22 protein-coding genes are annotated in these 24,472 nt (G+C 73.0%); 11 read left to right on the top strand and 11 right to left on the bottom strand.

What is annotated here, in order from left to right; translation table 11 throughout:
• The 3 genes from ABD785_RS09745 to ABD785_RS09735 are packed head-to-tail and all read right to left on the bottom strand — an operon-like array spanning nucleotide 1 to nucleotide 3,577.
• On the bottom strand, nucleotides 1-411 hold the full coding sequence (locus ABD785_RS09745; RefSeq protein ID WP_344824989.1) for a nuclear transport factor 2 family protein: 411 nt from the start codon (nucleotides 409-411) through the stop codon (nucleotides 1-3).
• On the bottom strand, nucleotides 408-2,648 hold the full coding sequence (locus tag ABD785_RS09740; RefSeq protein ID WP_344824986.1) for a CaiB/BaiF CoA-transferase family protein: 2,241 nt from the start codon (nucleotides 2,646-2,648) through the stop codon (nucleotides 408-410). The genes ABD785_RS09745 and ABD785_RS09740 overlap by 4 nt, the downstream gene beginning before the upstream one ends.
• The gene (locus ABD785_RS09735) at nucleotides 2,645-3,577 is read right to left on the bottom strand and encodes an LLM class flavin-dependent oxidoreductase (protein WP_344824983.1); all 933 of its coding nucleotides are present in this window, start codon (nucleotides 3,575-3,577) and stop codon (nucleotides 2,645-2,647) included. Before ABD785_RS09735 ends, ABD785_RS09740 begins: the two co-directional genes overlap by 4 nt.
• 85 nt (nucleotides 3,578-3,662) lie before the next feature.
• On the opposite strand from ABD785_RS09735, the gene ABD785_RS09730 reads away from it, so the two are divergent.
• From ABD785_RS09730 to ABD785_RS09715, 4 genes are all read left to right on the top strand, one after another.
• Nucleotides 3,663-4,073 carry a Zn-ribbon domain-containing OB-fold protein gene (locus tag ABD785_RS09730; protein WP_344824980.1) on the top strand — a complete coding sequence of 137 codons (411 nt, stop codon included), beginning with the start codon at nucleotides 3,663-3,665 and terminating at the stop codon, nucleotides 4,071-4,073.
• Entirely contained in the window at nucleotides 4,070-5,242 is a 1,173-nt protein-coding gene (locus tag ABD785_RS09725) for a thiolase C-terminal domain-containing protein (RefSeq protein WP_344824977.1), read from the top strand. The genes ABD785_RS09730 and ABD785_RS09725 overlap by 4 nt, the downstream gene beginning before the upstream one ends.
• A 9-nt stretch (nucleotides 5,243-5,251) precedes the next feature.
• Nucleotides 5,252-6,085 carry an SDR family NAD(P)-dependent oxidoreductase gene (locus ABD785_RS09720; RefSeq protein WP_344824974.1) on the top strand — a complete coding sequence of 278 codons (834 nt, stop codon included), beginning with the start codon at nucleotides 5,252-5,254 and terminating at the stop codon, nucleotides 6,083-6,085.
• Between the two features lie 66 nt (nucleotides 6,086-6,151).
• Nucleotides 6,152-7,357: an amidohydrolase family protein gene (locus tag ABD785_RS09715; RefSeq protein ID WP_344824971.1), complete on the top strand. Its 1,206-nt coding sequence runs from the start codon at nucleotides 6,152-6,154 to the stop codon at nucleotides 7,355-7,357.
• Between the two features lie 71 nt (nucleotides 7,358-7,428).
• Here the strand turns inward: ABD785_RS09715 and ABD785_RS09710 are convergent, their stop codons facing one another.
• Complete coding sequence (locus tag ABD785_RS09710; RefSeq protein ID WP_344824968.1) at nucleotides 7,429-9,069, bottom strand: N-acyl-D-amino-acid deacylase family protein; 1,641 nt, start codon at nucleotides 9,067-9,069, stop codon at nucleotides 7,429-7,431.
• A 96-nt stretch (nucleotides 9,070-9,165) separates the two neighbouring features.
• Here ABD785_RS09710 and ABD785_RS09705 point away from each other — a divergent pair, with 96 nt between their 5' ends.
• Both ABD785_RS09705 and ABD785_RS09700 read left to right on the top strand, forming a co-directional pair.
• Nucleotides 9,166-10,614 (top strand): aldehyde dehydrogenase, encoded by a 1,449-nt coding sequence (locus ABD785_RS09705; RefSeq protein ID WP_344824965.1) that lies wholly within the window; start codon nucleotides 9,166-9,168, stop codon nucleotides 10,612-10,614.
• 5 nt (nucleotides 10,615-10,619) lie between these two features.
• Nucleotides 10,620-11,171, top strand: coding sequence for a dihydrofolate reductase family protein (locus tag ABD785_RS09700; protein WP_344824962.1), 552 nt, complete (start codon nucleotides 10,620-10,622; stop codon nucleotides 11,169-11,171).
• Here the strand turns inward: ABD785_RS09700 and ABD785_RS09695 are convergent.
• The 7 genes from ABD785_RS09695 to ABD785_RS09665 form a co-directional block, all read right to left on the bottom strand.
• On the bottom strand, nucleotides 11,156-11,458 hold the full coding sequence (locus ABD785_RS09695) for a hypothetical protein (RefSeq protein WP_344824959.1): 303 nt from the start codon (nucleotides 11,456-11,458) through the stop codon (nucleotides 11,156-11,158). The genes ABD785_RS09700 and ABD785_RS09695 overlap by 16 nt on opposite strands.
• Nucleotides 11,459-11,467: 9 nt before the next feature.
• Nucleotides 11,468-12,115 carry a hypothetical protein gene (locus tag ABD785_RS09690; RefSeq protein WP_344824956.1) on the bottom strand — a complete coding sequence of 216 codons (648 nt, stop codon included), beginning with the start codon at nucleotides 12,113-12,115 and terminating at the stop codon, nucleotides 11,468-11,470.
• Nucleotides 12,112-15,495, bottom strand: coding sequence for an indolepyruvate ferredoxin oxidoreductase family protein (locus tag ABD785_RS09685; protein ID WP_344824953.1), 3,384 nt, complete (start codon nucleotides 15,493-15,495; stop codon nucleotides 12,112-12,114). The genes ABD785_RS09690 and ABD785_RS09685 overlap by 4 nt, the downstream gene beginning before the upstream one ends.
• Entirely contained in the window at nucleotides 15,492-16,733 is a 1,242-nt protein-coding gene (locus tag ABD785_RS09680; RefSeq protein ID WP_344824950.1) for an amidohydrolase family protein, read from the bottom strand. The genes ABD785_RS09685 and ABD785_RS09680 overlap by 4 nt, the downstream gene beginning before the upstream one ends.
• Complete coding sequence (locus ABD785_RS09675; RefSeq protein WP_344824947.1) at nucleotides 16,730-17,920, bottom strand: cytochrome P450; 1,191 nt, start codon at nucleotides 17,918-17,920, stop codon at nucleotides 16,730-16,732. The genes ABD785_RS09680 and ABD785_RS09675 overlap by 4 nt, the downstream gene beginning before the upstream one ends.
• A 35-nt stretch (nucleotides 17,921-17,955) precedes the next feature.
• Nucleotides 17,956-19,119 (bottom strand): aromatic ring-hydroxylating oxygenase subunit alpha, encoded by a 1,164-nt coding sequence (locus tag ABD785_RS09670; RefSeq protein WP_344824944.1) that lies wholly within the window; start codon nucleotides 19,117-19,119, stop codon nucleotides 17,956-17,958.
• 65 nt (nucleotides 19,120-19,184) lie between these two features.
• Complete coding sequence (locus ABD785_RS09665; RefSeq protein ID WP_344824941.1) at nucleotides 19,185-19,817, bottom strand: TetR/AcrR family transcriptional regulator; 633 nt, start codon at nucleotides 19,815-19,817, stop codon at nucleotides 19,185-19,187.
• Between the two features lie 155 nt (nucleotides 19,818-19,972).
• Here ABD785_RS09665 and ABD785_RS09660 point away from each other — a divergent pair, with 155 nt between their 5' ends.
• The 5 genes from ABD785_RS09660 to ABD785_RS09640 are packed head-to-tail and all read left to right on the top strand — an operon-like array spanning nucleotide 19,973 to nucleotide 24,437.
• Nucleotides 19,973-22,315, top strand: a complete 2,343-nt coding sequence (locus ABD785_RS09660; protein WP_344824939.1) for a xanthine dehydrogenase family protein molybdopterin-binding subunit — start codon at nucleotides 19,973-19,975, stop codon at nucleotides 22,313-22,315.
• Complete coding sequence (locus ABD785_RS09655) at nucleotides 22,312-22,446, top strand: hypothetical protein (protein WP_344824937.1); 135 nt, start codon at nucleotides 22,312-22,314, stop codon at nucleotides 22,444-22,446. The genes ABD785_RS09660 and ABD785_RS09655 overlap by 4 nt, the downstream gene beginning before the upstream one ends.
• Nucleotides 22,443-23,318, top strand: coding sequence for an FAD binding domain-containing protein (locus ABD785_RS09650; protein ID WP_344824935.1), 876 nt, complete (start codon nucleotides 22,443-22,445; stop codon nucleotides 23,316-23,318). The genes ABD785_RS09655 and ABD785_RS09650 overlap by 4 nt, the downstream gene beginning before the upstream one ends.
• On the top strand, nucleotides 23,311-23,793 hold the full coding sequence (locus ABD785_RS09645; RefSeq protein ID WP_344824932.1) for a (2Fe-2S)-binding protein: 483 nt from the start codon (nucleotides 23,311-23,313) through the stop codon (nucleotides 23,791-23,793). The genes ABD785_RS09650 and ABD785_RS09645 overlap by 8 nt, the downstream gene beginning before the upstream one ends.
• Nucleotides 23,790-24,437, top strand: a complete 648-nt coding sequence (locus tag ABD785_RS09640) for an SRPBCC family protein (protein WP_344824929.1) — start codon at nucleotides 23,790-23,792, stop codon at nucleotides 24,435-24,437. Before ABD785_RS09645 ends, ABD785_RS09640 begins: the two co-directional genes overlap by 4 nt.
• Nucleotides 24,438-24,472: the final 35 nt, after the last annotated feature.

Here is a 24,472-nt window from a genome sequence, read left to right as displayed (position 1 = left end):
TTACTTATGCTCCTTTCCTTCCGCGGGCCGGTCAAGGGTGGCCAGCAGGGCATGGGTGTCCTGCTGGAACACCCTGATCTCGCGGATGAGGTCTCCGTCGGCCGTGAACAGCTCGACGACCTCGACCGTGGCCGAGCGGCCGGTGGCGAGGGACGTCCAGGTCTGGGCCGTGGTCTGGGCGGCGAAGTCCCCGTCTCCGAACAGGTGCGCCTCGCCGATCGTCCGGGTCCAGTGCTCGGCGAACCGCGCGCCCATCTCCGCCATCCCGGCGGAGCCGTGGTGCCAGCCTCCGTGCGGCAGCGACCCGGGCTGCAGGATCCGGAACTCGGGGTGGAGCAGGGCGAACGCGCCGTCGAAGTCTCCCGCCCTGAAGCGGCGGCCCATCTCCCGGGCCAGGTCGGAGGCGGTCACGGCTCCACCAGGCGGCGGGCGGCCTTGGCCACCAGCAGGGCCTCGATCTCGGGGCCGGTGAAGCCCAGGTCGGACAGGACTCCGACGGTGTGCTCACCGACCTGGGGAATCATCAGCGGCGGTCCGTACGGGGCACCGGGACCGCAGCGCACCAGCGGGCCGATCTGCTCGAATCCGCCCCAGTCGGCGGTGCTGTAGGCCGCGACCCTGCCGAGCTGCCGGTTCACCGGATCGTCGAGGACCGAACGGCGGAAGGCGTCCCGGTCCAGGTCCTCGATCGGCTCGGCGAGCAGGCCCCTGGCCGTCAGCCGTGCGGTCCACTCGGCGGCGGGGGCGGTGGCGAAGGCCGCCTCCAGGGCGGTCTCGGCGGTCCTGGCGTCGGCGTCGGCCGCTCCCCCGCGCAGCGGGGCGTAGCGCTCCGGCAGCGGGACGGTCTCCTCGGCCAGCCGCCGCCAGGCCTCCTCGTCCGGAACGACCAGCGCGAACCACGCGCCGTCGCCGCCCCGGTAGAGACGGTGGCCGGGACCGTAGCCGGTCTGTTCCGCGTCGAGCTCGGGCCCGCGGACCAGGGCCCCGTCGCGCAGGAACACCCCGCTGTGCATGAGCATCCCGGCGCCGAGCAGGCTCGTCACCACGTTCTGCCCGTGCCCGCCGGTCTCCCGCGCGTACAGTCCGGCGAGGATCCCCGCCGCCGCCAGCCAGCCGCCCGCCATGTCGACGGGGATCCAGGTGGCAGCGATCGGCTCGTTGCCCTCGCCGCCGATGGCCCGCTCGACTCCGGTGACGGCCTGCATGAGGGCGTCGTTGCCGGGGAAGCGGGCCCGTGGCCCCGTCGCGCCGAACGCGCTGGCGTGGCAGTAGACGGCGCCGGGGTTCAGCCGGGCGACGTCCTCGGCGCCGATGCCGAGCCGCTCGGCGACCCCGACCCTGAAGTTGTGCACCACGACGTCGGCCCACTCCACCAGCCGCTCGACGACCTGCCGCGCCTCGGGCGCGCCGAGGTCGAGGGCGAGGCTCCGCTTCCCGCGCTGGCAGGCGGCGACGGCGTAGGCCGCGGCCCGCATCGCCTCGCCCTCGGGCGGCTCGATCTTCACGACGTCGGCGCCGAGGTCGGCCAGGACCTGGGCGGCCAGCGGCCCGGCCACGAACGCGGAGAAGTCGGCCACCCGCACTCCGGCGAGGGGACCCGATCCCGCCCGTCCGGGAGGCGGCGGGCCCTTTTCCCCCTGGGCGATCGCGATCGGCGAGCCCAGAAGAACGTCGCCGCCGTCGCGGACCGCGAGCCCGACCTCGGCCAGGTGGGGATCGGTGAAGGGCTCGCCGGGGGCGAGCACCGGTTCGCAGGCCACTCCGGCGGCGCGCAGCGCGGTGATCCAGTGCTCGCGCGGGCGGGCGGCGAACAGGGAGGTCCAGTGCCGCGCCCGCACCCCGAGCCGACCCGTCATCTGGTCGGTGTAGTAGCCCTCGGCGCTCGGCTCGTCGCCGAGGACGTCCAGCAGCGCCGCGTACATGCCCTTGCCGCCGAACCAGACCTGGATCAGCTCTCCGTCGGAGCAGCGGTAGAGGAAGTTGGGGAAGGTGGAGCCCTTCTCCCAGTAGCCCTCGATCTCGGGGGCGGCCCGCTCGGACCGGCCGATCATGCAGCCGAGGGTGGCGAGCATCCCGTCGTAGAGGGAGGTCTCGGCCCAGCCGCCGGCACCGGTGAGCTCGCGCCGGCGCAGCAGGGCCAGGACGGAGACGGTGAGCAGCGAGGCGGTGCCGACGCCGGAGGCCCGGACGTCGTTGAAGATGGGCCCTGGACGGTGACCGTCGAGCTGGGTGCAGAACCCGGCGGCGGCCTCCACCAGCAGCCCGTAGTCGGCGGTCGTGCCCTTGGCGGTCCGGCTGGGACGGCACCGCGCGTAGACCAGCCGCGGATGGGCCGCGGTCAGGTCGCGGTGGCCGAGGCCGCGCCGCTCGACGAGCTCCTCCGGCCCGTAGACCAGGGCGACGTCCGCGGAACCCAGCAGCGCGAGGATCTCCTCGCGGCCGCCGGGGGCGAGGATCCGCTTGCCGCGGTGCCAGGCGCGGCCCCAGGTCACCTCCGCGTCGATCGGCGCGGCGTCCGTCACCCGGACCACGTCGGCGCCGAGACCGGCCAGGAGCATGCCCGGCACTCCCCCGGCGAGGCCGAGACCGAGATCGCTCACGCCCACCGCGAGCTCCACCACGGTCAGCCCCGTGCACGGCCCGCTCATGTCAGCGCTCCGGCCGTGAGGCGCGGCAGGACTTCCTCCGCCGCGAGACGGACGATCCCGAGGGTGTCCGCACCGGCCGCCGGCGCGATGACGAAGTGCCGGACACCGGCGTCGACGTAGGCCTGGAGGGAGGCGGCGACCTCCTCGGGGGTACCGGCCGGAGAGATCCGGTCGAGCATCTCGCGCGGCTTGCCGCCGTAGGCCGAGCCGAGGAACGCGGCGCGCTCGTCGCGGGCGCGGTCGCCGTCGGCGCGGACCGAGCAGTAGAGGTACATCATCCACTCGAAGCCGTCGAGGTCGCGGCCCGCGGCGGCGGCCTCCTCCCGGATGGCGGTGACCGAGCGCGCGTAGGCGCCGGGGGACATCAGGTAGGGCATCCAGCCGTCGCCGAGCAGGGCGGCGCGCCGCATCGCGGGGGCCTTGCGGCCCGACACGATGACCGGTGGCCCGCCCTGGCGTCCCGCTCCCGGCGCGACCGGCCTCAGCTCGGTGTCCGCGAACTCCCAGAAACGCCCCTTGTGGGTCGCGGGTCCCCCGCGCCAGAGCTTCCTGAGCACCTCGATGGCCTCGTCGGTCCGGGCTCCGCGCTCGGACAGCGGCACTCCGACGGCGTCGAACTCCCGGGGGAACTCCCCTCCGACGCCCACCCCGACGCTGACGCGCCCACCGGAGCGGGAGTCGAGGTCGGCGAGCTGCTTGGCGGCGATGACGGGGTGGTAGAGCGGCAGCATGAGCACGGCGGTGCCCACGCGGACCCGTTCGGTCCAGGCGGTGAGCAGGGCGAGCCGGGTGACGGCCTCACCGGACGGTCCCGGCGGGAGGACGTGCCCTCCCTGCCAGATCGAGGAGATCGGAAGACGTTCGGCGGCGGCGAGCCAGGCCCGTTCGGGCTCCGGAATCGCTGCGGCTCCGAAGATGATGCGATCCATGCCGCGAAGATAGCAAACGCTCACTCACTTAGATAGGCTCACGGGAAGCGAGCGAGAATCACCTTCTCCGATAGTGAGAGTAGACATGGAAGACCCAGCCGGGATACCCCCCGACGTCACCGACGAGACCAGGGACTTCTGGGACGCCGCCCGCGAGGGCCGCCTGGTCGTCGAGCGCTGCTCCACCTGCGGCGCCGAGGCGTTCCCGCCCCGCGGCGTCTGCCGTTCCTGCCGGTCGCGGGAGACCGGGCCCGCCGAGATCACCGGCCGGGGCAGCGTCTACAGCCTCACCGTCAACCATCAGCGCTGGCTGCCGGGGCTCGAGGTCCCCTACGCGATCGTGCTCGTCGAGTTCGCCGCCCATCCGGGCGTCCGCGTCGCGGGACGGCTGCGAGGCTGCCCGCCGGAGGACGCCGCCATCGGCATGACCGTGGAGATCGGGTTCGAACCCGGCCCCGGCGGCTTCGCCGTCCCCAGCTTCGTGGCGGTGCGATGAGGCACTTCGAGCACCGGGCCGTCATCTCCGGAATCGGCCAGTCGGCCATCGGCAGGCAGATCGGCCGCTCGGGATTCCAGCTCACCCTCGACGCGATCCTCGCCGCCGTCGCCGACGCCGGGCTGACCCTGGACGACATCGACGGGCTGGCCATGTTCCCCGGCGGCGGAGCGGCCAACCTGCCCGGCTACGCCAACGGCAACCTCTACGAGGTCCAGGACGCGTTGCGGATCACGACCACCTGGCGTCAGGGCATCGTCGAGGGGATGGCGCTGCCGTTCTACGGCCCGGCCATGGCCGTCGCCACCGGCCAGGCCCGGCACGCGGTCATCTGGCGGACGGTCAAGGAGGGCAGCGCCGCCCGCGCCGCCGGGGGCCGGCCCGCCTACGGAGCCGCGAAGCCCGTCGCCGAGGGCCCGCTGGCCTGGCTGCTGCCGATCGGGATGCTGTCTCCGGTCTGCCAGGTCGCCCCGTACGCGGCACGCTACATGCACGAGTACGGCGCCACCCGTGAGCAGCTGGCCTGGATCCCGGTGACCCAGCGGGCGCACGCCGCCCTCAATCCCGACGCGGTCTACCGGACGCCGCTGACCGTCGAGGACTATCTCGCCGCGCGGATGATCTCCACCCCGATGTGCCTGTACGACTGCGACGTGCCCGCCGACGGCGCGACCGCGATCGTCGTCTCGGCCGCCGAGACGGTTCCCGACCTGCGGTCGCCGGTACGGATCGAGGCGATGGCCGGGGTCGTCGAGGGCCGTCCCGCGTGGGAGCAGTGGGAGGACATGGGCCGGGTCGGCCACGGCGCCGCCCGCGCGATGTGGGCCCGGACGGACCTGCGCCCCGCCGACGTCGATCTCGCCCAGCTCTACGACGGCTTCACCATCGAGGCCGTCTGGTGGCTGGAGGCCATGGGCTTCTGCGGGACCGGCGAGGCCGGCGCCTTCGTCGAGGGCGGCGAGCGGATCTCCCTGGGCGGCCAGCTGCCGCTCAACACCTGGGGCGGCCAGCTTTCCGGCGGCCGCCTGCACGCCGCGTTCGGCCACACCGCCGAGGCCGTCCGGCAGCTGCGCGGCGAGGCCGGTGACCGGCAGGTCGCGGGCGCCGAGGTGGCCGCGGTCACCAACGTCGGCGGCATCGAGGCGGGCGCGGCACTACTCACCACCTAGGAGGAGCGGATGGAACGCAGCGGACGGGTCGAGGGCAAGGTGGCGATCGTCACCGGGGCGGGGTCGACGCCCGGCCCCGGGATCGGGACGGGCAAGGCGACCGCGGTCGTGCTCGCCAGGGAGGGCGCCAGCGTGCTGCTGGTCGACCTGTTCCCCGAGCGGGCGGAGGAGACGCGGCGGCTGATCGAGGAGGAGGGAGGCAAGGCGGAGGTCTTCGCCGGCGACGTCTCGGAGAACGCGGCCTGCGCGGCGATGGTCGACGCGGCCGTCTCCGCCTTCGGGACGGTCGACGTGCTCGTCAACAACATCGGACGGGCCGCGCTCGGCACCGTCGTGGACACCACCGAGGAGGACTGGGACACCGCGTTCCGGATCAACCTGCGCACGGCATTCCTCGCCTCCAAGCACGTCGTGCCGATCATGGCGGCCAAGGGCGCGGGATCGATCGTCAACATCGCCTCCATCTCCGCGCTGCGCGGCGACGGCACGGTCGCCTACTCCGCGGCCAAGGGCGGCCTGATCGCCATGACGGTCGACATGGCCTACTCCCACGGGCGCGAGGGCGTCCGGGTCAACGCGGTGGCGCCGGGCCACATCACCACGCCGATGGTCATGTCGGTGTCCGATCCCGGCCCCAAGGCGGAGTTCATGAACGCGATGCGGAGCGAGGCGGGCCTGCTCGGAACCCCCGGCGACGGCTGGGACGTGGGCTGGGCCGCCGCCTTCCTCGCCAGCGACGAGGCCCGCTGGATCACCGGGGTCACCCTGCCCGTCGAGTCCGGGGTGCTGAGCGTGACCCCGTTGATGATGGCGCCGCATCTACGGGCCGTTCCCGGGGCCTGAGCATTGCGCGCCCCGCTCCCCGGAAATAAAGTAAGTGAGTACACACTCTCAAAGGAGCTGAGTCGCATGACCGACCAGGACCCGGCCGCCACCGCTCTCTGTGAGCGCTACGCGGTCGCCGACGTCGACTCCCACATCATCGAGCCGGCCGACCTCTGGACGTCCCGCGTCTCGACGGCCAAATGGGGCGACCTCGTCCCGCACGTCCGCTTCCACGAGCGCCGGCAGGAGGACGTCTGGTACATCGGCGACCGCAAGCTGTACGGCGTCGGGGCGTTCGCGCAGGCGGGCTGGCCCGAGTTCCCGCCCTCGCACCCCAAGCGGCTCTCCGAGGCGCTGCCCGCGGCCCTCGACCCCAAGGAACGGCTGACCTACCTCGACAAGGTCGGCGTGTACTACCAGGTGCTGTATCCGAACATCGTCGGCTTCCACAGCCACCGCTTCCTCACCCAGATGCCGCGTGAGCTGGCCACCGAGTGCGTCCGGGCCTACAACGACTGGATCAGCGAGTTCTGCTCCGCCGACTCCCGCCGCCTCATCCCGATGACGATGCTGCCGTTCTGGGACATCGACGAGTCGGTCGCCGAGCTGAAGCGCTGCCATGAGATGGGCCACAAGGGCGTGCTGTTCGCGGCCCGCTACGACAAGATCGGGCTGCCCCGGCTGATCGACGACTACTGGGAGCCGCTCCTGGGCCTGGCCCAGGAGATGGACCTCAGCATGAACTTCCACGTGGGCTTCCTGGCCTCCGACGAGGACCTCAAGGGCGCGGTCGACCAGTCCAAGAAGATGGACTTCACGCGCGAGAGCTCCCTGGTGCTGCTCGGCAACGCCCAGAACATCGCCGAGGTGGTCCTGAGCGGCGTCACCCACCGCTACCCCGACCTCAAGTTCGTCTCGGTCGAGAACGGCGCCGGCTGGCTGCCGTTCTTCGCCGAGACCATGGACTGGCAGTGGCTGAACGTCGGCGCGCACAAGGACCACCCCGAGCGCCTGCTGCCGAGCGAGTACATGCGCCGCCAGATCTACGGCATGTTCTGGTTCGAGCGCGAGTCCGTGCGGGCGGTCATCGACCAGCTCGCGGACAACCTCATGTTCGAGACGGACTTCCCGCACGCCACGAGCCTGTCGCCGGGCCCCGCCTCGGAGTCGCCGAGCCCCCGCGACGTCATGGAGCGCACCCTCGGCGGCCTGCCCGAGGAGACGATCGGCAAGGTCCTCCAGCACACCGCGACGCGCCTCTACAACCTGGAAGCACCGGTTCGCGGCTGACCCCGGGCGAGTGAAGAGGAAGGCCGGTCTCCCACGGCGCAGGGGGACCGGCCTTCCCGTCGGGGGGCACGTCAGGCGCGCAGGAGGCGTCCCGGCCTGGTGCCGTCGAGCTCCTCGCCCGCGGCCCTGGTGGCGACGCCGTTGACCCAGACGCGTTCGACACCGGTGCTGCGGACGACCAGGCGGTCGGCTCCACCGGGCTGGTCGGCGACCCGCTCGACCGCGGTGGTGCCGACCGTCGCCGGGTCGAAGGCGACCAGGTCGGCATGGAAACCCGGTTCGACCAGGCCGCGGTCCTTGATACGGAAGGCGTGGTGGGGATGGCCGGTGAGGCGCCAGACGGCCTTCTCGAGGCTGAGCGCGCCCCGTTCGCGGACCCAGTGACCGAGGAGGTGGGTGGAGTAGCAGGCGTCGCAGAGCTGGGTGGCGTGCGCCCCGGCGTCGGACAGGCCCAGCAGGGTGCGGTCGTCGGCGAGCAGCTGGCCGACCTCCTCGTCGCCGTCGTTGTCCAGGACGATCCGGAAGCGGGTCGCCATGCCGTCGGACAGCGCCAGGTCGAGCATCAGGTCGAACGGGGTCGTGCCGCGCTCGTCCGCGAGCAGGTCGAGCGGGATCCCGACGGTCTCGGGGTGGGCCCCGGTCTCCTCGACGCTGGTCTTGGGCCAGCGGTGGCTCCACGCCTTGAGGGTCGTCTCGCGGGCCCGGTCGCGCCAGCCGGTGTCCCGGTAGAGGGCCTCGCGGTCGGCGCGCGGCAGGGCGAGGACCTCCTTCCACTCGTCGATCTCGGCGAGCGGCATGGGGTCGGCCATCCCGATCTGCATGACGATCGGACGGCACGCGATCTGCGGATAGACCTCACCCGGCAGGCCGGCGCCGCGCTCGACCGTGCGCATCGCCGCCCCGGGCTTGTCGGCGCGGGCCATCAGGGCCGTCCAGGTGACGGGGACGCCGTAGCGGACGGCCAGGTCGGAGAACTGGCCGACGAACAGGCCGGGGCCGATCGACACCTGGAGGACGCCCTTCCCCGCCTCGCCGAGGACCTCGGCGATCGCGTACACCTCGTCGACCTCGGCGAACCGGCTCGGCACCGGCCGTCCGAAGGCTCCCTGGTGGGCGGGCTGGCGCGAGGTCGAGAAGCCGATCGCCCCCGCGTCCAGGGCCTCGCGGACGAGGGCGCGCAGGGTGTCGAGCTCCTCGGGCGTAGCGGGACGCTCCTCACCGCCCGTCGCGAACAGCCGCAGCGGGGTGTGTCCGAGGAAGGCCGCCACGTTGAGGCGCTTGGGCCGCCGGTCGAGGGCGTCCAGGTACTCGGGGAAGGTCTCGAAGCACCAGTCGATGCCGGCGTCGAGCGCCTCCATCGACATGCCCTCGACGTTCTCCAGCGTGCGGACCACGATCTCGCGGTGCTCCGGCCTGGTCGGCGCGACGCCGAAGCCGCAGTTGCCCATGACCACGGTGGTGACCCCGTGCCAGCTCGACGGCGTCAGGTCGGGGTCCCAGAGGATCTGCGCGTCGTAGTGGGTGTGGACGTCGATGAAGCCGGGCGCCAGGGTCAGCCCGCCGAGATCGACGACCTCGGTCTCCGGGCCGGGCGTCAGTTCGCCTGGACCGGCGACCGCGACGATGCGGTCGCCCTCGACCGCGACGTCGGCCGGGCGGGCCGGGGAGCCGGTCCCGTCGATCAGCGAAGCTCCGCGCAGGAGCAGATCCATGGAGACTCCCTTAACAAGTGAGCGTTCACCTACTTTTGCCCTAGGATAGCGGGCGATGCCCGACACGGCTATGTTTCGAAGCCCCCGGGAGGCGGCATGGACGAGCGGCTGACACAGCGCCGGCACTTCTTCATCGGCGGCGGCTGGGTGCCGCCGTCGGGCGATGGCCGCCTCGGCGTGGTCTCGCCCTCCACCGAGGAGCGGATCGGTGAGGTTCCCCTCGCCGAGGACGCCGACATCGACCGCGCGGTCGCCGCCGCGCGCGCCGCCTTCGACGAGGGGCCGTGGCCGGGGATGGCACCGGCCGAGCGCGCCGGGGTCCTCTCCCGCGCCGCCACCCTCCTGCGCAAGCGCGAGGGCGAGATCGCCGCGGTGACCGTCGAGGAGATGGGGTGCGCGATCAGCCAGGCGCCCCGAGCGCAGACCGGCATGGTCGCCGGCCTCTTCGACTACTACGCCTCGCTCGCCGCCTCCCACCCCTTCGAGCGGGAGGTGACGGCCGGGGAACGCCGCGGGCTGGTCACCGAGGTGCCGGTCGGGGTCGCGGCGGTCATCGTCCCGTGGAACGCCCCGGTCACCCTGGCCGCCTGGAAGGCCGCCCCTGCGCTGGCCGCCGGGTGCAGCATCGTGATCAAGCCGCCGCCGGAGGCCCCGCTCAGCGGATACCTCCTGGCCGAGGCGCTGGCCGAGGCGGGCGTCCCGGACGGGGTGGTCAACCTCGTCCCGGGCGGCCGCGAGGTCGGCGAGCATCTCGTCCGCCACCCCGGCACCGACAAGATCGCCTTCACCGGCTCGACAGCGGCGGGCAAGCGCATCATGGCCCTGTGCGCCGACCGGGTGAAGCGCCTGTCGCTGGAGCTGGGCGGCAAGTCCGCGGCCGTCGTCCTCGACGACGCCGACCTCGCCGTCACTCTCCCCGCCATCGTCGGCGGGGCCATGCACCTGTCGGGGCAGGTCTGCGGCGCCCACACCCGGGTCCTGCTCCCCCGCCGCCGCTACGCCGAGGCGGTCGAGATCGCGGCGGCCACGGCGGCGTCGATCCCGGTCGGCGATCCCCACGATCCGGCGACCGTCGTCGGCCCGCTGGTCGCCGAGCGGCAGCGCACGCGCGTCGAGGGTTACATCGCCCTCGCGACCGGCGCCGGAGCCCGGATCGCCGCGGGCGGCGGGCGGCCCGCCGATCTGCCGCGCGGCTGGTACGTCGAGCCGACGATCCTCGCCGACGTCGACAACGGCATGCGGGTGGCCCGTGAGGAGATCTTCGGGCCGGTGCTGTGCCTGATCCCCTACGACTCCGACGACGAGGCCGTCCGGATCGCCAACGACTCCCCCTTCGGCCTGTCCGGCGCCGTCTGGTCCGGCGACACCGCCCGCGCCCTGGCGACGGCCCGGCGGCTGCGCACCGGCAGCGTCGCCGTCAACGGCGTCTATCCGCCCTTCCCCCATGTGCCCTTCGGCGGCTTCAAGGAGTCGGGACTCGGACGAGAACTCGGCCCGGAAGGTCTCGCGAGTTTCCTCGAACTCCGCAGCATCGGACTACCCTAGAACGTATGAGCGATACGAGCGGTACGGGCAAGGTCGTCGTCAACCGGGCGATGTCGCTGGACGGCTTCATCGCCGGTCCCGGCCACGCGATGGGCTGGATCCCCGAGCACCTGACGGCGGCCGACGTCCCGGAGGTGATGGCGGCCACCGGTGCCATGCTCGTCGGCCGGGGCACCTACGAGGTGGCCAGGGGCATGGGCCAGAAGGACTACGACGGGGGGCCTCAGTTCATCCTCACCCACCGGCCTCCGGACGAGCCGGATCCGTCCGTCACCTTCCTCACCTGCGGGCTCGAGGAGGCCGTCGCCACGGCCCGCCGCGCCGCGGGCGGCGCGAACCTGGAGGTCCTCGGCGCCGACGTGGCCGCCCAGTGCCTGAAGGCGGGGCTCGTCGACGAGATCCTCGTCTACGTCCTGCCGGTGATCCTCGGCGACGGCGTCCGCTTCGCACCGCCCGGCCTGGGCCGGATCGACCTCGAGCCCTACAGCAGCACCAGTTCGGGCAACGTCACGACCCTCCGCTTCCGCGTGCCGAAGCCGGCTCAGAGGAGCTCGTAGAGGGTCGCCTCCGGGGGCGGGTCCATGCGGACGACCTCGGGCATGCGGGCGCGGCTGGGGGCGTCGGCGGAGCGGAGGGCCTTGATCGGAGCGGTCAGGTCCTCGGCTTCGAGGTCGTAGACGGCCAGGTAGGAGGGCTCGGGGTCGAGGGTGCGGTAGCGGCGGGCGGCGAGGACTCCGGGGATCGCGAGGACCTCGGCGAGGTGCTCGGAGTACCAGGCGTCGAATTCGGCGGTGCGGGCCGGATCGGCGGGGGCGGAGCGGACGACCAGCACGCCTCGGGGCACGGTGACTCCTCAGGGGATCGGGATGAGCTGTTCGCGGAGGGCCAGGAAGCGGGGGCGGGCGAACAGCGGATCGTCGTCGCCGGGGAGGTTCGCGCGGAGCCAGGCGTCGCGGTGGCGCAGCGACTCCTCGTCGTCGAAGTAGGCCTCGTTGACGGCGTCGTAGGGACCGGCGCCGTCAACGAGGGGACGACACTGGACGTAGGCGAGCCCGCGGGCGGTGTCCGGGATCGGGACCCCGGTCGCGGCCGTTCCCGCGTGAGCGCGCCAGCGGGCAGAGAACTCCTGCGGGGTCAGGCCGTCCGCGCGTCTGGCCAGCGCCATGTGCTTCAGTTTCGGGACGCCCCGGGACCAGCGTTCGTGCAGCCAGTCCGCGCCGCGCAGCACCGCCTCGGCCGTGACGATCTCGACGCTTCCGGAATCCTCCGGCCACCAGGCGAGGAAGCGGCGCAGACGCTCCTCTCCGGTGAACCAGGCGATCGCGACCGCCTGGTGCGGGGCGTCATCGAAGCCGGGCAGGACGGTCGCGGCCGACAGCCTGGACGGGCGGGCGTCGGCCGGTGCCAGCGCGGCCGGGGCGACCTCCGCCGGCCAGCCCGCGGCGAACTCCGCGGCCGGCGTCCCGTCCGGGCGGCCGGCGAAGCGGATCCACCGGATCACGGGTAGGTCCGCTGCCGCCAGGCCGCCACGGCCGCCTCCTTGAGCGGGCCGTACCCCTTGATCTCCTGGGCGGAGGCCGCGGCCTCCAGCAGGGTCGCGTACGGACGGTCCTCGGCCAGCAGCGTGGTGATCAGCCGCTCGTACTCGGTGATCAGCGCGCGTTCGGTGCGGCGGTCGGGATCCAGTCCCCAGAGGTCGAACGGGGTGCCGCGCAGCCGCCGCAGCGGGCGGAGCAGCCGGAACCCCAGCTCGTAAGGGCGGCCCAGGGGGAGCTTGCGGGACATGCCGAGCCTGCGGAGCGTCGGGGGGTGGAGATGATAGGTGACCTTGTAGCGGCCGTCGATGCCGAGGTCGCGGGCCATCGCGTCGTAGTCGGCGGCCAGATGGAGCCGGGCCACCTCGTACTCGTCCTTGTAGGTGAGGAGCTTGAACCAGGACTCGGCGACAGCCGTCGTGAGCGCCCACTCCCGCTCGGCCGAGTCGTGCGGGAGCGTCCGGGCGACGAGGTCGAGGAAGCGGGCCCCCCGCGCCCTGTCCTGGTAGTCGACGGCCTGAGCGGTGCGCCGGAGCAGCAGCTCGTGCAGGTCCTCGGGCGGCGGAGCGGCGGCGAGCAGGTCGGCGGCTGTGGTGAGCGCGGCGGGTGAGGGGTCGAAGATCGAGCGCCCGGTGGCGGCGGTCTCCAGGGCCGCCTCGACCGCGGCCGGGTCGTGGGCCGCCCAGCGGCCCCAGGTGAAGGCCTCCAGGTTGGCCCACGCGGAACGGCCGGCGCCGATGGCCGTCTCGACGGCGTCCAGCGGGATCGGCAGGCCGCCGAGCTGGAAGGCCGCTCCGAGCAGGATGAGGTTGGCCGGGAGATGGTCGGCGAAGACGGCCTCGGCGATGCGCTTGGGATCGAGGAAGAGGGTGTTCTCCTTCCCGGCCGACTCGGTGATCTCCCGTTCGAGGACGGCCGGGTCGAGGGGGGCGGCACCGGTCTGGAGCATCGCCGAGGTGGGGGTGAGACGGCCGTCGACCACGGCGATCGTCCGGCCGGGACGGATCTTGGCCAGATGGGGTGCGGCGGCGGCCTGGAGCAGGTCGCCCGACAGGTAGAGGTCGGCGCCGGCGTCCCCGATGGCGGGCGAGCCCAGCGCGGCGGGGTCGGCGGCGAGGCGCAGGTGCGAGACGACCGCGCCCGCCTTCTGGGACAGGCCCGTCTGGTCCATCCCGCCGATCGCCAGGCCCGCCGCGCGCGCCGAGGCGGCGATGACGCGGTTGGCGGTGACGACTCCGGTGCCGCCGATGCCGGTGAAGTAGACGCCGTAGGCTCCGTCGATGGCGGGGACGGCCGGGACGGGGAGCGTCCCCGAGGGCGGAACCGGCCGGGCCGCGGGACGCGGGCGGCGCCCCCTGCGCGACGGGGTGATCGTGACGAAGGACGGGCAGTCCCCGTCCAGGCAGGTGTAGTCGCGGTTGCAGGAGGAGTCGTGGATGCGGCGCTTGCCGCCGAACTCGGTCTCGACCGGCAGCACCGACAGGCAGTTGCTCTTGGTGCCGCAGTCGCCGCAGCCCTCGCAGACGGCCTCGTTGATGATGACGCGCCGCGGCGGCTGCGGCAGCAGGCCCGCCTTGCGGAGCCGCCGCGCCTCGGCGGCGCAGCGCTGGTCGTAGATGACGACGGTGACGCCGGAGACCTTCCGCAGTTCCTCCTGGACGGCCGGCAGCCGGTCCCGGCCGTGCACGGTCACGCCCGGGGCCCAGCGGGCGCGCCGCCCGTAGCGGCCGGGCTCCTCGGCGCACACGACGATCCCGGCCACGCCCTCGGCCTCGAGCGCGCGCGTCAGCGCAGGGACGTCCATGAGGCCGGTGACGTCCTGGCCTCCGGTCATGGCCACGGCCGCGTTGTAGAGGACCTTGAAGGTGAGGTCGGCCCCTGCGGCCACGGCGGCGCGGATCGCCAGGATCCCCGAATGGCTGAGGGTGCCGTCGCCGAGGTTCTGGATCAGATGCGGTTCGGCGACGAACGGGGCGAGCCCGAGCCACGGGACGCCCTCGGCCCCCATCGGGGTCGGGGGCAGCCTGCGCAGGCCCGCGTTCCGCGCCTCGAAGTACATGATCCCGTGGCAGCCCACCCCGCCGCCGGCCAGCGCCCCCTCGGGCACCAGCGTGGAGCGGTTGTGCGGGCAGCCGCTGCAGTAGCCGGGCGCCCTCGAGACGATCGTCAGCGACGTCCGGCGCGGGGCGGCCGCGGGCCGGGCCAGGGCGGGCAGGACCCGTTCGAGGATCTTCCCTACGCCGGAGGGGTCGAGCTCACCGGAGGCCGGGACGAGCGGGGCGCCGGTCCGGTCGCGTTTGCCCAGCACGGGCACCCTGCTGCCGGCCTCGTGCAGGATGCCGCGGAGCTGGGTCTCGACGAACGGCCGCTTCTCCTCGACGACCAGGATCTCCGCCACGGACGCCGCGAACTCCAGAACGGTCTCCTCGTCCAGCGGGTAGACCATGCCGAGCTTGAGGATCCGCAGGCCGAGCTCGTCGGCCGAGGCGCCCCGGTCGGTGAGGGCCTGGAGCAGATCGTGGTGGGTCTTCCCCGAGCAGACCACGCCGAGGCCCGATCCTGAGCCCGTCACCCGGTCGAGCCCGTTGTGCCGGGCGTAGGCGCGGGCGGCGCGCAACCGGTGCTCCACGACCAGGATCTCCTGGTCGGGCACGGCGTGCGGGCCGATGGTCGTCAGCGGCCGGTGCCGCCAGGGCACGCCCCCGACGACGAGGTCGGCGGGATCGGCCGGAGCGTGCCGGGCGGGGTCGAGGTCGACGGTGCCGATGCCGTCGGCGACCGCGGTGACGATCCGCAGGGCGGTCCAGGCGCCCGAGTACCGGGACATCCGGAACGCGTGGACGCCGAGGTCGAGGACCTCCTGCTGGTCGGCGGGGACCAGGACCGGCACGCAGGCGTCCTGGAAGGTGTACTGGCTGTCGCAGGCCAGGGTCGAGGACTTGGCGGAGGGGTCGTCGCCGCAGAACATCACGGCACCGCCGCCGGGACCCGCGCCCATCGCGTTGGCGTGGCGGAGCGCGTCGCCGGCCCGGTCGAGTCCCGGGCCCTTGCCGTACCAGGCCCCCGCGACGCCGTCGAGGCCGTCGTACTCGACGACCGCTCCCATCTGGCTGCCCCAGACGATGGCGGCGGCGAGCTCCTCGTTCAGGCCGGGACGGTGGACGATCCGGTTCTCCGCCAGGGCGGGACCGAGCCGGTCGAGGGCGAGGTCGAAGCCGCCCAGGGGCGAGCCGGGGTAACCCGAGACCATCGTCCCGGTCCGCAGGCCGTCGCGTTCGTCGAGGTCACGGCGGAGCAGCAGCAGGCGGACGAGGGCGTCGACGCCGGAGAGGATCTCTGCGGTCACGGATAGATCCCGGGGTTGAGGTAGGCGAACGTCCCGTCCTTGAGGACGGCGCGGCGCCGGGCGGGGTCCTGCAGGATCGTCACGTCCTCGGTGGGGTCTCCGTCGACGACGAGCAGGTCGGCGAGCAGGCCCTCGCGGACCTCGCCGGTCTCGACGCCGGCGGCCGGGCCCATGTTCCGGGTCGCGGTGTGGATCGCCTCGGCGGCGGTCATCCCGGCGAGCTCGACGTACCGCTGGAGCTCGGCGGCGTAGGTTCCGTGCCGGGTCCACTGGTGACCGAAGTCGCCACCGGAGAGGATCTTGATCCCGGTCTCGCGGAGCCGGTGCAGCCCCTCGATCTGGGAGGTGAGCTCGCGGGGGTAGCCGGACGCCTCGACCCGGTCGGGCGTCATCCCGTAGGGCGCGGCGTGGCCGGAGACCACGGCGTACAGGTAGTGCAGCCCGGGGCAGACCCACAGGTCGTCGCGGCGGGCCTCGAGGGCCTTGAGCGCGTCGTCGTCGAGGAAGCAGGCGTGGTGGACGATCCGGACTCCGGTCCGCGCCGCCATCGCGACGCTCGCCGAGCCGCGCGCGTGCACCGTGATGAACGCGCCGTGCCGGTCGGCCTCCGCGACGGCGGCCTCCAGCATGGCGTCGTTCATGTAGACGTCCTCGGAGGGGTGCTCGGGGACGACGCCGTCGCCGGAGATGAACAGCTTGAGCGCCTTCACGCCCAGGTCGCACTGGCGGGCGACGAGCTCGCGGAGCTGCCGGGCGTCCGCGGCGACCTCCATCAGCTCACCGTCGCCGCCGAGCCCGCCGACCTCGGCGATCATCGGCCCGCTGGGGACGATGCGCGGGCCCGTGATCAGGCCGCGGCCGATGGCGTCCCTGGCGTGCAGGTCGTCGAGCGGCTGGGTGGTGCCCGCCCCGATGATGAGGGTGTAGCCGCTCTCCAGGAAGGTCCGGACGACGGCGGCGACGTCCAGGAGGTGCGGTCCCGGAGCCGCCGCCGCCACGGCCGCGTGGTCGAACACGAAGTCCAGCGGCCAGCTGATGTGGGTGTGCGCGTCGCCGAGGCCGGGCAGGACCGTCGCTCCCCGCAGGTCGGCGACGCGGGCGCCGGGCGCCTCGATTCCCGGTGCGACCCGGGCGATCCGGTCCCCCTCGATGAGGACGTCGGCGGCGGCCGGCCTCTCGTCGCGGGCCCCGGTACAGCGCAGGACGCGGGCGTTGGTGAGCAGGAGGCGCCCGGTCATGAGCGTGGGGTGAAGGTGATCGGCAGGGAGTCCGGCGAGCGGGTCAGGCCGCGGTGGTAGGTGACCTCCGCACCCTCCTGGAGCCGGAAGCCGTCCAGCCGTGCCAGGAGTTCCTCCAGGGCGATCCGCAGGTTGAGCCGGGCGAGGTTGGAGCCCGCGCACCGGTGCGGTCCCGCGCCGAAGCTCAGATGCCGGTTCCGTTCGCGGTCGAGGTCGAAGGAGTCCGCGGCCTCGAACTCTCCCTGGTCCCGGTTGGCCGACGCCCAGTGGATCAGGACCTTGTCGCCCGCCGCGATCCGGTGGCCGCCGAGCTCGGCGTCCTTGACGGCCGTGCGCCCCACCGCGACGAACGAGGGCTCCAGCCGCAGCAGTTCCTGGATCGCCGACGGGATCAGCTCGGGCCGGGAGCGCAGGAGCGCGGGGATCTCCGGCTGGGCGCAGAAGCGGTCGATCATCAGCCCGAGCGCCCCGGCGGTGGTCTCCAGACCGCCCAGGATGAGGAGCTGGACGGTACCGATGACCTCGTCCTCGGTGATCGGGCGGCCGTCGATCTCCGCGTGGATCACCGCGTCGATGACGTCGCCGCGCGGGAGCTCCCCGCGTCTGCGCCGGGTGAACTCCTTGATCCACTCATAGAGTCCGAGCCAGGACTCGCGGGCCCGCGGGTCGTCCGGCGTCGAGGACGTGGACGCCAGGTGGGCGACGTGCTCCAGGTCCTCGGCGGGGGCGTTGATGGCCAGCTCGAAGAACGACAGGCTCGGCAGCGGCCGGGCGAAGTCGTCCATGAACTCGCAGCTCCCCTTGTCGATGAAGCCGTCGATGAGACGGGTCACCAGGGCGCGGGTCGGCGCCTCCCAGGGCGCGACGGCCGCGGGGGTGAAGAACGGATTGATGAGCCGCTTGTAGATCCGCTGTTCCGGCGGGTCGACCTGGACGGGGAGGTTGCGGACGGCCATCTTCGTGGTGATGATGTTGAGGCCGTGCGCCGAGCTGTAGGTCGCCCAGTCCTGGGCCACGGCCAGCGACTCCTCGTATCCCGACACCACCCAGTAGCCGCCGTGCTCCTCGCTGCGGGCCACCGGGCACATCTCACGCATCCTGGCCATCGTCTCGGGCATGGACTGGGCCAGTTCGGGCGAGAGGTGGTCGAAGTGCCGCAGGCACCATTCGTCGGGCAGTGCGTCCATGGAGGCGACCTCAAATTCAGTAAGTGAATGCTCGCTTATTTACGAAGCCGGCCCGCGGCCTCCAGCGCGGCGTCGAAGCCGCGGTGCAGGTGCTGCGGCGCGGGCTCGTTGCGGCCGAAGACGACCGTGTCGAGCAGGCCGGTGCGCACGCCCGGCTCGGTGCGGGCGGCGACCCAGAAGTCCTCGCCGTCGACGACGGTCTCGCAGATCCACGGCGCCATCTCCGCCGCCTTCGCGAGCTCCTCCTCGCTCAGGTCCGGACGGAAGTAGGAGGTGTGCAGGACGGCCGAGCGCGTCGCGTCGACGGGCATGATCTGCCAGAGCTCGATGTGCCGGCTGTCCAGGGTGAGGCTGGTGTTGGGGAACAGCGCGTACTGGTAGCTGAAGTGCTTCGCGGCGTCCTCCCACTCCTCCTCCGGCACGTCCTTCAGCTCGTCGATCGAGCGGAGCGCCGAGCAGTTGCGCAGGTGGCGGCCGAAGGGGTCGAAGGTCAGCACGCCGCCGTAGGCATAGGTCGCGAGGGTCGAGCGGTGCAGGAAGTTGAAGTGGTAGTTCTCCCGGAAGGTGTCGAGCGTGACCTTCCAGTTGGCGCCGACCTCGTGGACGTGCGGATCCCCGTGGGGACGCCAGGTGGCGAAGTCGAACATGGCCAGCTCGTCGGCGAGGCCCGGGCCCAGGTACTCCGCGACGTCCGGGGCCGGCCCGGGGCGCAGGCATCCGATGATCAGGCCGTATCCCTCGGCGACGGGCAGCTCGACCAGGCCCTTCCCCGCCTTGTCCATCCCCGCGAAGGCCTCCGCGACGGGCATCCGGACGAGCCGTCCCGCCAGGTCGTAGGTCCAGGCGTGGAACGGGCAGGTGAACCGGAGGGCCTCCCCGGCCCCGTCGGCGACCCGCACCCCGCGGTGGCGGCAGGCGTTGGCGAAGGCGTGCACCTCACCGGCGGAGTCCCTGGTCAGCAGGATCGGGATCCCGCACAGGTCGACCGTCCGGTAGGTCTCCGGCTCCGGCAGGGCGCCGGACAGGCACAGGACCAGCGGCTGGTCACGGAAGAGCACATCGACCTCGGCCGCGTGCCGTTCGGGTGCGTAGATGTCCGCCGGCAGCTCCATGACGGAGTCGGCGAGGTCTGTCGTACGGAGCTCGATGTGGTCCAGCAAGCGACGTGCCAGACCGCGCTCCAGTGCTTCCCTGTCCACGGCCCGGACGCTAACAAGTAATCGCTCACTCTTCAAGGGTTCTGGCCCGGTGAGTGAATACTCGCTTAGTTATTTCGGAGAAGACCGTTCTCATCGCCGATCGGGAAGGTCGGCAGCGCCTCGCCCTCGAAGTGCGTGAGCAGCCGCTCGACCAGCTCGAGCGTCTCGGCGTGCCCGGCGCTCATGCCGATGGTCTCCTCCAGGCCGAACACCCGCGACAGGCTGGTGACCAGCACCGACATCACCACCGGCGTCAGCTCACCAGGCAGCTCCGGACGGCGCTCGCGGAAGGCGGCGAAGGCCTCGGCCTGCTGCGCGCGGAACCGCTCGGAGTACAGGGCGATCTCGGCGCGCAGCGCCTTGCGGTGGTTGGCGAGCGCGGCGAACTCCATGGTGAGCGCGCTGCCCCGGCGATCGACGCTGAACTCCCACAGGGCCCGCAGCGGCTGCGGCGAGGCCAGGATCCGCGCCTGCGCGGCCAGCCCCTCCTCGGCCCGGCGGCGCAGGACCGCCAGGAAAAGGTCGTCCATGGTGCGGAAGTAGTAGTGGACGAGCTGGGGCTTGAGCCCCGCCCGCTCGGCCACCCGCCGCGAGCTGACCGCGGCGTACCCCTCCTCGACCATGAGCCGTTCCACCGCGTCGAGCAGCACCGTGCGGTTCTTCGCGTCCGGGGAGCCGATCCTTCGATCCGCCGCCATGTCCTCCACCTCCGTCGATCTCCGCCGATGGTAGCGCCGGGCCCGCGGAGGGCCTGCGGGCCATTGATCCCCCCTGGGCGTTCATGCTAAGCATATGCACAGCAATGCTGAGCGACTGCTCGGCACCGCCTTTTCCCGGCCCTTAGGAGGGCGCCATGCAGGGCGTCACAGCGCACGGCGAGGCCGCGGCGGCCCGCTACGCGGGCGCACGCGTGCGGCGGGTGGAGGATCCGCGGCTGCTCACCGGCCGCGGCGCCTTCGTCGACGACATCACGCCGCCCGGAACACTGCACGCCTGCTTCGTCCGCAGCCCCCTGGCGCGCGGCCGGATCACCGGTGTCGACACTGCCGAGGCGCTCGCGCTCGAGGGAGTGCACGCGGTCCTCACCGCGGCCGACCTCAATCCCGGCGCGCACGAGCAGTGGTACACGCTCATCGGCCGCGACGTGCCCGACTCCCCGCGCCCGCCGCTGGCCGACGGCGAGGTCCGCTTCGTCGGCGATCCGGTCGCGCTCGTCGTCGCCGACGACCGCTACATCGCCGAGGACGCCGCCGAGCTGGTCTTCGTCGACTACGAGCCGCTCGACCCCGTCGTCGACTACGCCACCGCGGGGCAGCGCGAGGATCTGGTGCACGAGGGCTTTCCCGGCAACGTGTCGGCCGAGCTCACCCTGCGCGACCCCGCCGACCTCGACCCGATCTTCGCCGGCGCCCCGCACACCGTCAGGGAGACGATCCACCAGCAGGCCAGCGCGCCGGTCCCGATGGAGACCCGCGGGCTGATCGCATGGTGGTCGGCGCCCGAACGCGAGCTCACGGTCTGGGCGGCCACCCAGTCACCGCACGAGCTGCGCATGTTCGGCTCCCGGCTGCTGGGCGTCGGCGAACACCAGGTGCGGGTGATAGCAAAGGACACCGGCGGCGGCTTCGGCCAGAAGGTCATGCCGATGCGCGAGGAGATGTGCGTCCTGCTGGCCTCCAAGCTGGTGGACGGGCCGCTCAAGTGGATCGAGGACCGCCGCGAGAACCTGCTCTCCGCGGGCCAGGCACGGCGCGCGCACGGCGACGCCAGGATGGCCTTCGCCGAGGACGGCACGATCCTCGCCGCCGTCCTCGACTACGTGGAGGACGTGGGGGCCTACCCCGTGCCCTGGCCGCTCCAGTCGGCCGCGGCCGTCGGCATGCTGTTCCCCGGCCCCTACCGCGTCCCCGAGGGCGCGTTCACCACGACCTGCCTGTTCTCCAACACCGCGGGGCGCGGTGCCTACCGCGGGCCGTGGCAGTTCGAGTCGCTGGCCCGCGAGATGCTCCTCGACATCGCGGCCCGCCGCCTGGGCATGGACCCGGCCGACCTGCGCCGCCGCAACCTGCTGGACCGCACCGAACTGCCCTACACCAACCCCAACGGCATGCCCTACGACGACATCAGCCCGAAGGAGACCTTCGAGCTGGCGCTGGAGATGCTGGACTACCCGGCGTTCCGCGCCGAGCAGGAGCGGGCCAGGGCCGAGGGCCGCTACCTGGGCGTCGGCACCTGCACCTATGTCGAGCCGACCGCGGGCGCGCTGCCCCTGTACGCGACCGAGGGCGCGACGATCCGGATCGAGCCCTCGGGCAAGGTCAACGTCTACATGTCGGGCGGATCGTGCGGCAACAGCCTGGAGACGACCGTCGTGCAGCTCACCGCCGACGCGCTGGGCTGCGACATCGAGGACGTCCACACCATCCAGGGCGACACCGCGATCGCCCCGATGGGCGGCGGGACCGGAGGCAGCCGCTCGGGCCCGATGACCGCCGGGGCCGTCGCGGAGACCGCCTCCCAGCTCCGGGAGCGGATCACCGCGATCGCCGCACACCGGCTGGAGGCCGACCCCGTCGACATCGAGCTGGCCGGAGGCCGCGCCTCCGTCCGCGACGATCCGTCGCGCGGGCTGACCCTCGCCGAGATCTCGGGCATCGCCTACTTCCAGTCCGAGTCCCTGCCCAAGGGCGTTCCGCCCGGCCTCGAGGCCAGCGGGCGGTACCGGGCCGACAACCCGATGATCTGGGCGAACGCCACCCACGTGTGCACATGCGAGGTGGACGCCGAGACCGGCGAGGTGACCCTGCTGCGCTACATCGTCGCCGAGGACTGCGGGCCGATGATCAACCCGGCGGTCGTCGAGGGGCAGATCGCGGGCGGCACCGTCCAGGGCATCGGCGGCGCGCTCTACGAGCACCTCGCCTACGACGCCGACGGCAACCCGGTCGCCACGACGTTCATGGACTACCTGCTGCCGACCGCCGCCGAGACTCCGGTCATCGAGTACGGCCATGTCGAGACCCCCAGCCCGGGACCGGGCGGCTACAAGGGGGTCGGCGAGGGCGGCGCGATCGGTGCGACGCCCGCCGTGGTGAACGCCGTCGCGGACGCGCTCGCCCCCTTCGGCGGGACGATCACCCGGCTGCCCCTCACCCCCGAGTCCCTGGTGACCCTGATCCGGGAGGCGAGGCGATGAGGCTCCCGGCCCCGGCCTCGGCCGTCCTCACCACGATCGTGGAGGCGGTGGCGCCGTTCGGCGCGGCGCTCGCCTGGCTCCCGCTCGTGCCCGAACCGCCCGCCGAGCCGGTGCACGAGGTGACCCGATGAAGCCCGCCCCCTTCGACTACCACTCCCCCCGCACCCCGGAGGAGGCCGTCGGCCTGCTCGCCGAGCTGGGCGAGGACGCCAAGGCGATCGCCGGCGGGCAGAGCCTGGTGCCGATGCTCGCGCTGCGGCTGGCCGTCTTCGAGCACCTCGTCGACCTCGGGCGGGTGTCCGGGCTGCGCGGGATCGAACGGCGCGGCGACGCGGTGTGGGTCGGCGCGTCCACGACCCAGACCGCGATCCTGCGCTCCCCCGACCTGGCCGCGGCCGTCCCGCTGCTGACGAGGGCCACGCCCCTGATCGGCCACTTCCAGATCCGCAACCGCGGCACCGTCGGCGGCTCCCTCGCCCACGCCGACCCGGCCGCCGAGTACCCGGCGGTCGCGCTCGCGCTGGACGCCCGGCTCGAGGCCCTCTCCCCGCGCGGAGCACGGACGCTGCCCGCCGCCGGGTTCTTCACCGGCATGTGGACCACCGGCCTGGCCGAGGACGAGATCCTCACCGGGGTCTCCTTCCCCGTCAGGGGCGAGCGGAGCGGGCACGCCGTCGAGGAGTTCGCCCGCCGCGGCGGCGACTTCGCCATCGCGGGCGCGGCCGTCGCGGTCGACCTGGACGGCGCGGGCCTGATCCGCCGCTGCGGCATCGCCCTGTTCGGCGTCGGCGCGACGCCGCTGCGCGCCTCCGCGGCCGAGGCCTCGGTCCTGGGCGTGAAGGCCGCCGACGTGGACGCCGCCGAACTCGGTGCCACCGCGCTGGCCGAACCCGCGTCCGTCCCGTCCGACCTGCACGCCTCGGGCGACTACCGCCGGCACATCGGCGCGATCATGGTGACCCGCGCCTGGCGGCGCGCCCTACGGGAGGCCCTCGATGCCTGACCTCGACATCCAGCTGCAGATCAACGGCCGGGCCCGGCGGGGGACGGTGCCGCCGCGGCTCACCCTCGCCGACTTCCTGCGCGAACGCTGCCGACTCACCGGCACCCATCTGGGCTGCGAGCACGGTGTCTGCGGCGCCTGCACGGTCCTGATGGACGGCGAGGCGGTCCGCTCCTGCACCGTCCTCGCCGTGCAGGCGGACGGTGCGGAGGTCACCACAGTGGAGGGGGTGGCCGCGCCCGACGGCACTTTGTCGGTGGTGCAGGCAGCCTTCCGCGACCACCACGGGCTCCAGTGCGGCTTCTGCACGCCCGGCCTGATCGTCTCGGTCACCGCGTTCCTGCGCGACCATCCCGCCCCCTCCGACGAGGAGATCCGCGACGCCCTGTCGGGGAACCTCTGCCGCTGCACCGGCTACCAGGGGATCCTCAACGCCGTCCGGGCGGCGGCCCAAGCCCTGGAGGAGTCCGGATGAAACTGGAGAACACCCTCACGATCCCCGTGCCGGCCCGCGAGGCGTGGCTGGTCCTGCTCGACATCGAGCGGATCGCCCCGTGCGTGCCGGGAGCCGTCCTCACCTCCAGCGAGGGCGACAGCCATCACGGCACCGTCAAGGCGAAGCTGGGCCCGGTCGGCCTCACCTACGGCGGGACCGTCACCTTCCTGTCCCGCGACGCCGAGACCCTGACGGCCGTCCTCGAGGCGAGCGGCCGGGAGAAGCGGGGCGCCGGGACGGCCAAGGCCGTCGTGACGTGCCGCCTCCTCGATCGCGGCCCGAGCACCGAGGTCGTCATCGAGACCGATCTGGCGATCACCGGCCGTCCCGCCCAGTTCGGGCGCAGCACCCTCTCCGACGTCGCCACGGCCCTCATCGACCAGTTCGCCGCCAACCTCGCGGCCGAGCTCGCCGACGATCCCGGCGCGGCCGCCGCCGAGGAGGCGCCTTCGGCTCCCGAACCCGCCGGCGTCGTCACGCAGCCCTCCGCCCAGCCGCTCGACCTGCTCGGCGCGGGCGGCGGACGGGTCGCCGTCCGGGCGGGCGCCGCGCTCGCGGCGGTCGCCGCCTTCCTGCTCTTCCTGATCGGCGCCCGGCGCAGGCGCTCGAACGATTCCCGGTAACAGCACCCCCTCGAAGCAGCACCCCCGAAGCAGCA

Source organism: Actinocorallia longicatena, from assembly GCF_039534125.1.
Taxonomy (GTDB): domain Bacteria; phylum Actinomycetota; class Actinomycetes; order Streptosporangiales; family Streptosporangiaceae; genus Actinocorallia; species Actinocorallia longicatena.
The sequence above is the reverse complement of the archived record's forward strand: the minus strand, read 5'-3'. Positions and strand labels throughout refer to the sequence as shown.

Bases quoted from the DNA above. Each gene is read 5' to 3' on its own strand.
- ABD785_RS09655 (WP_344824937.1), top strand. From the start codon at position 22,312: ATGAGGCTCCCGGCCCCGGCCTCGGCCGTCCTCACCACGATCGTGGAG.
- ABD785_RS09715 (WP_344824971.1), top strand. From the start codon at position 6,152: ATGACCGACCAGGACCCGGCCGCCACCGCTCTCTGTGAGCGCTACGCG.
- ABD785_RS09640 (WP_344824929.1), top strand. From the start codon at position 23,790: ATGAAACTGGAGAACACCCTCACGATCCCCGTGCCGGCCCGCGAGGCG.
- ABD785_RS09740 (WP_344824986.1), bottom strand. From the start codon at position 2,648: ATGAGCGGGCCGTGCACGGGGCTGACCGTGGTGGAGCTCGCGGTGGGC.
- ABD785_RS09705 (WP_344824965.1), top strand. From the start codon at position 9,166: ATGGACGAGCGGCTGACACAGCGCCGGCACTTCTTCATCGGCGGCGGC.
- ABD785_RS09650 (WP_344824935.1), top strand. From the start codon at position 22,443: ATGAAGCCCGCCCCCTTCGACTACCACTCCCCCCGCACCCCGGAGGAG.
- ABD785_RS09730 (WP_344824980.1), top strand. From the start codon at position 3,663: ATGGAAGACCCAGCCGGGATACCCCCCGACGTCACCGACGAGACCAGG.
- ABD785_RS09735 (WP_344824983.1), bottom strand. From the start codon at position 3,577: ATGGATCGCATCATCTTCGGAGCCGCAGCGATTCCGGAGCCCGAACGG.
- ABD785_RS09710 (WP_344824968.1), bottom strand. From the start codon at position 9,069: ATGGATCTGCTCCTGCGCGGAGCTTCGCTGATCGACGGGACCGGCTCC.
- ABD785_RS09660 (WP_344824939.1), top strand. From the start codon at position 19,973: ATGCAGGGCGTCACAGCGCACGGCGAGGCCGCGGCGGCCCGCTACGCG.
- ABD785_RS09665 (WP_344824941.1), bottom strand. From the start codon at position 19,817: ATGGCGGCGGATCGAAGGATCGGCTCCCCGGACGCGAAGAACCGCACG.
- ABD785_RS09645 (WP_344824932.1), top strand. From the start codon at position 23,311: ATGCCTGACCTCGACATCCAGCTGCAGATCAACGGCCGGGCCCGGCGG.
- ABD785_RS09700 (WP_344824962.1), top strand. From the start codon at position 10,620: ATGAGCGATACGAGCGGTACGGGCAAGGTCGTCGTCAACCGGGCGATG.
- ABD785_RS09720 (WP_344824974.1), top strand. From the start codon at position 5,252: ATGGAACGCAGCGGACGGGTCGAGGGCAAGGTGGCGATCGTCACCGGG.
- ABD785_RS09680 (WP_344824950.1), bottom strand. From the start codon at position 16,733: ATGACCGGGCGCCTCCTGCTCACCAACGCCCGCGTCCTGCGCTGTACC.
- ABD785_RS09675 (WP_344824947.1), bottom strand. From the start codon at position 17,920: ATGGACGCACTGCCCGACGAATGGTGCCTGCGGCACTTCGACCACCTC.
- ABD785_RS09725 (WP_344824977.1), top strand. From the start codon at position 4,070: ATGAGGCACTTCGAGCACCGGGCCGTCATCTCCGGAATCGGCCAGTCG.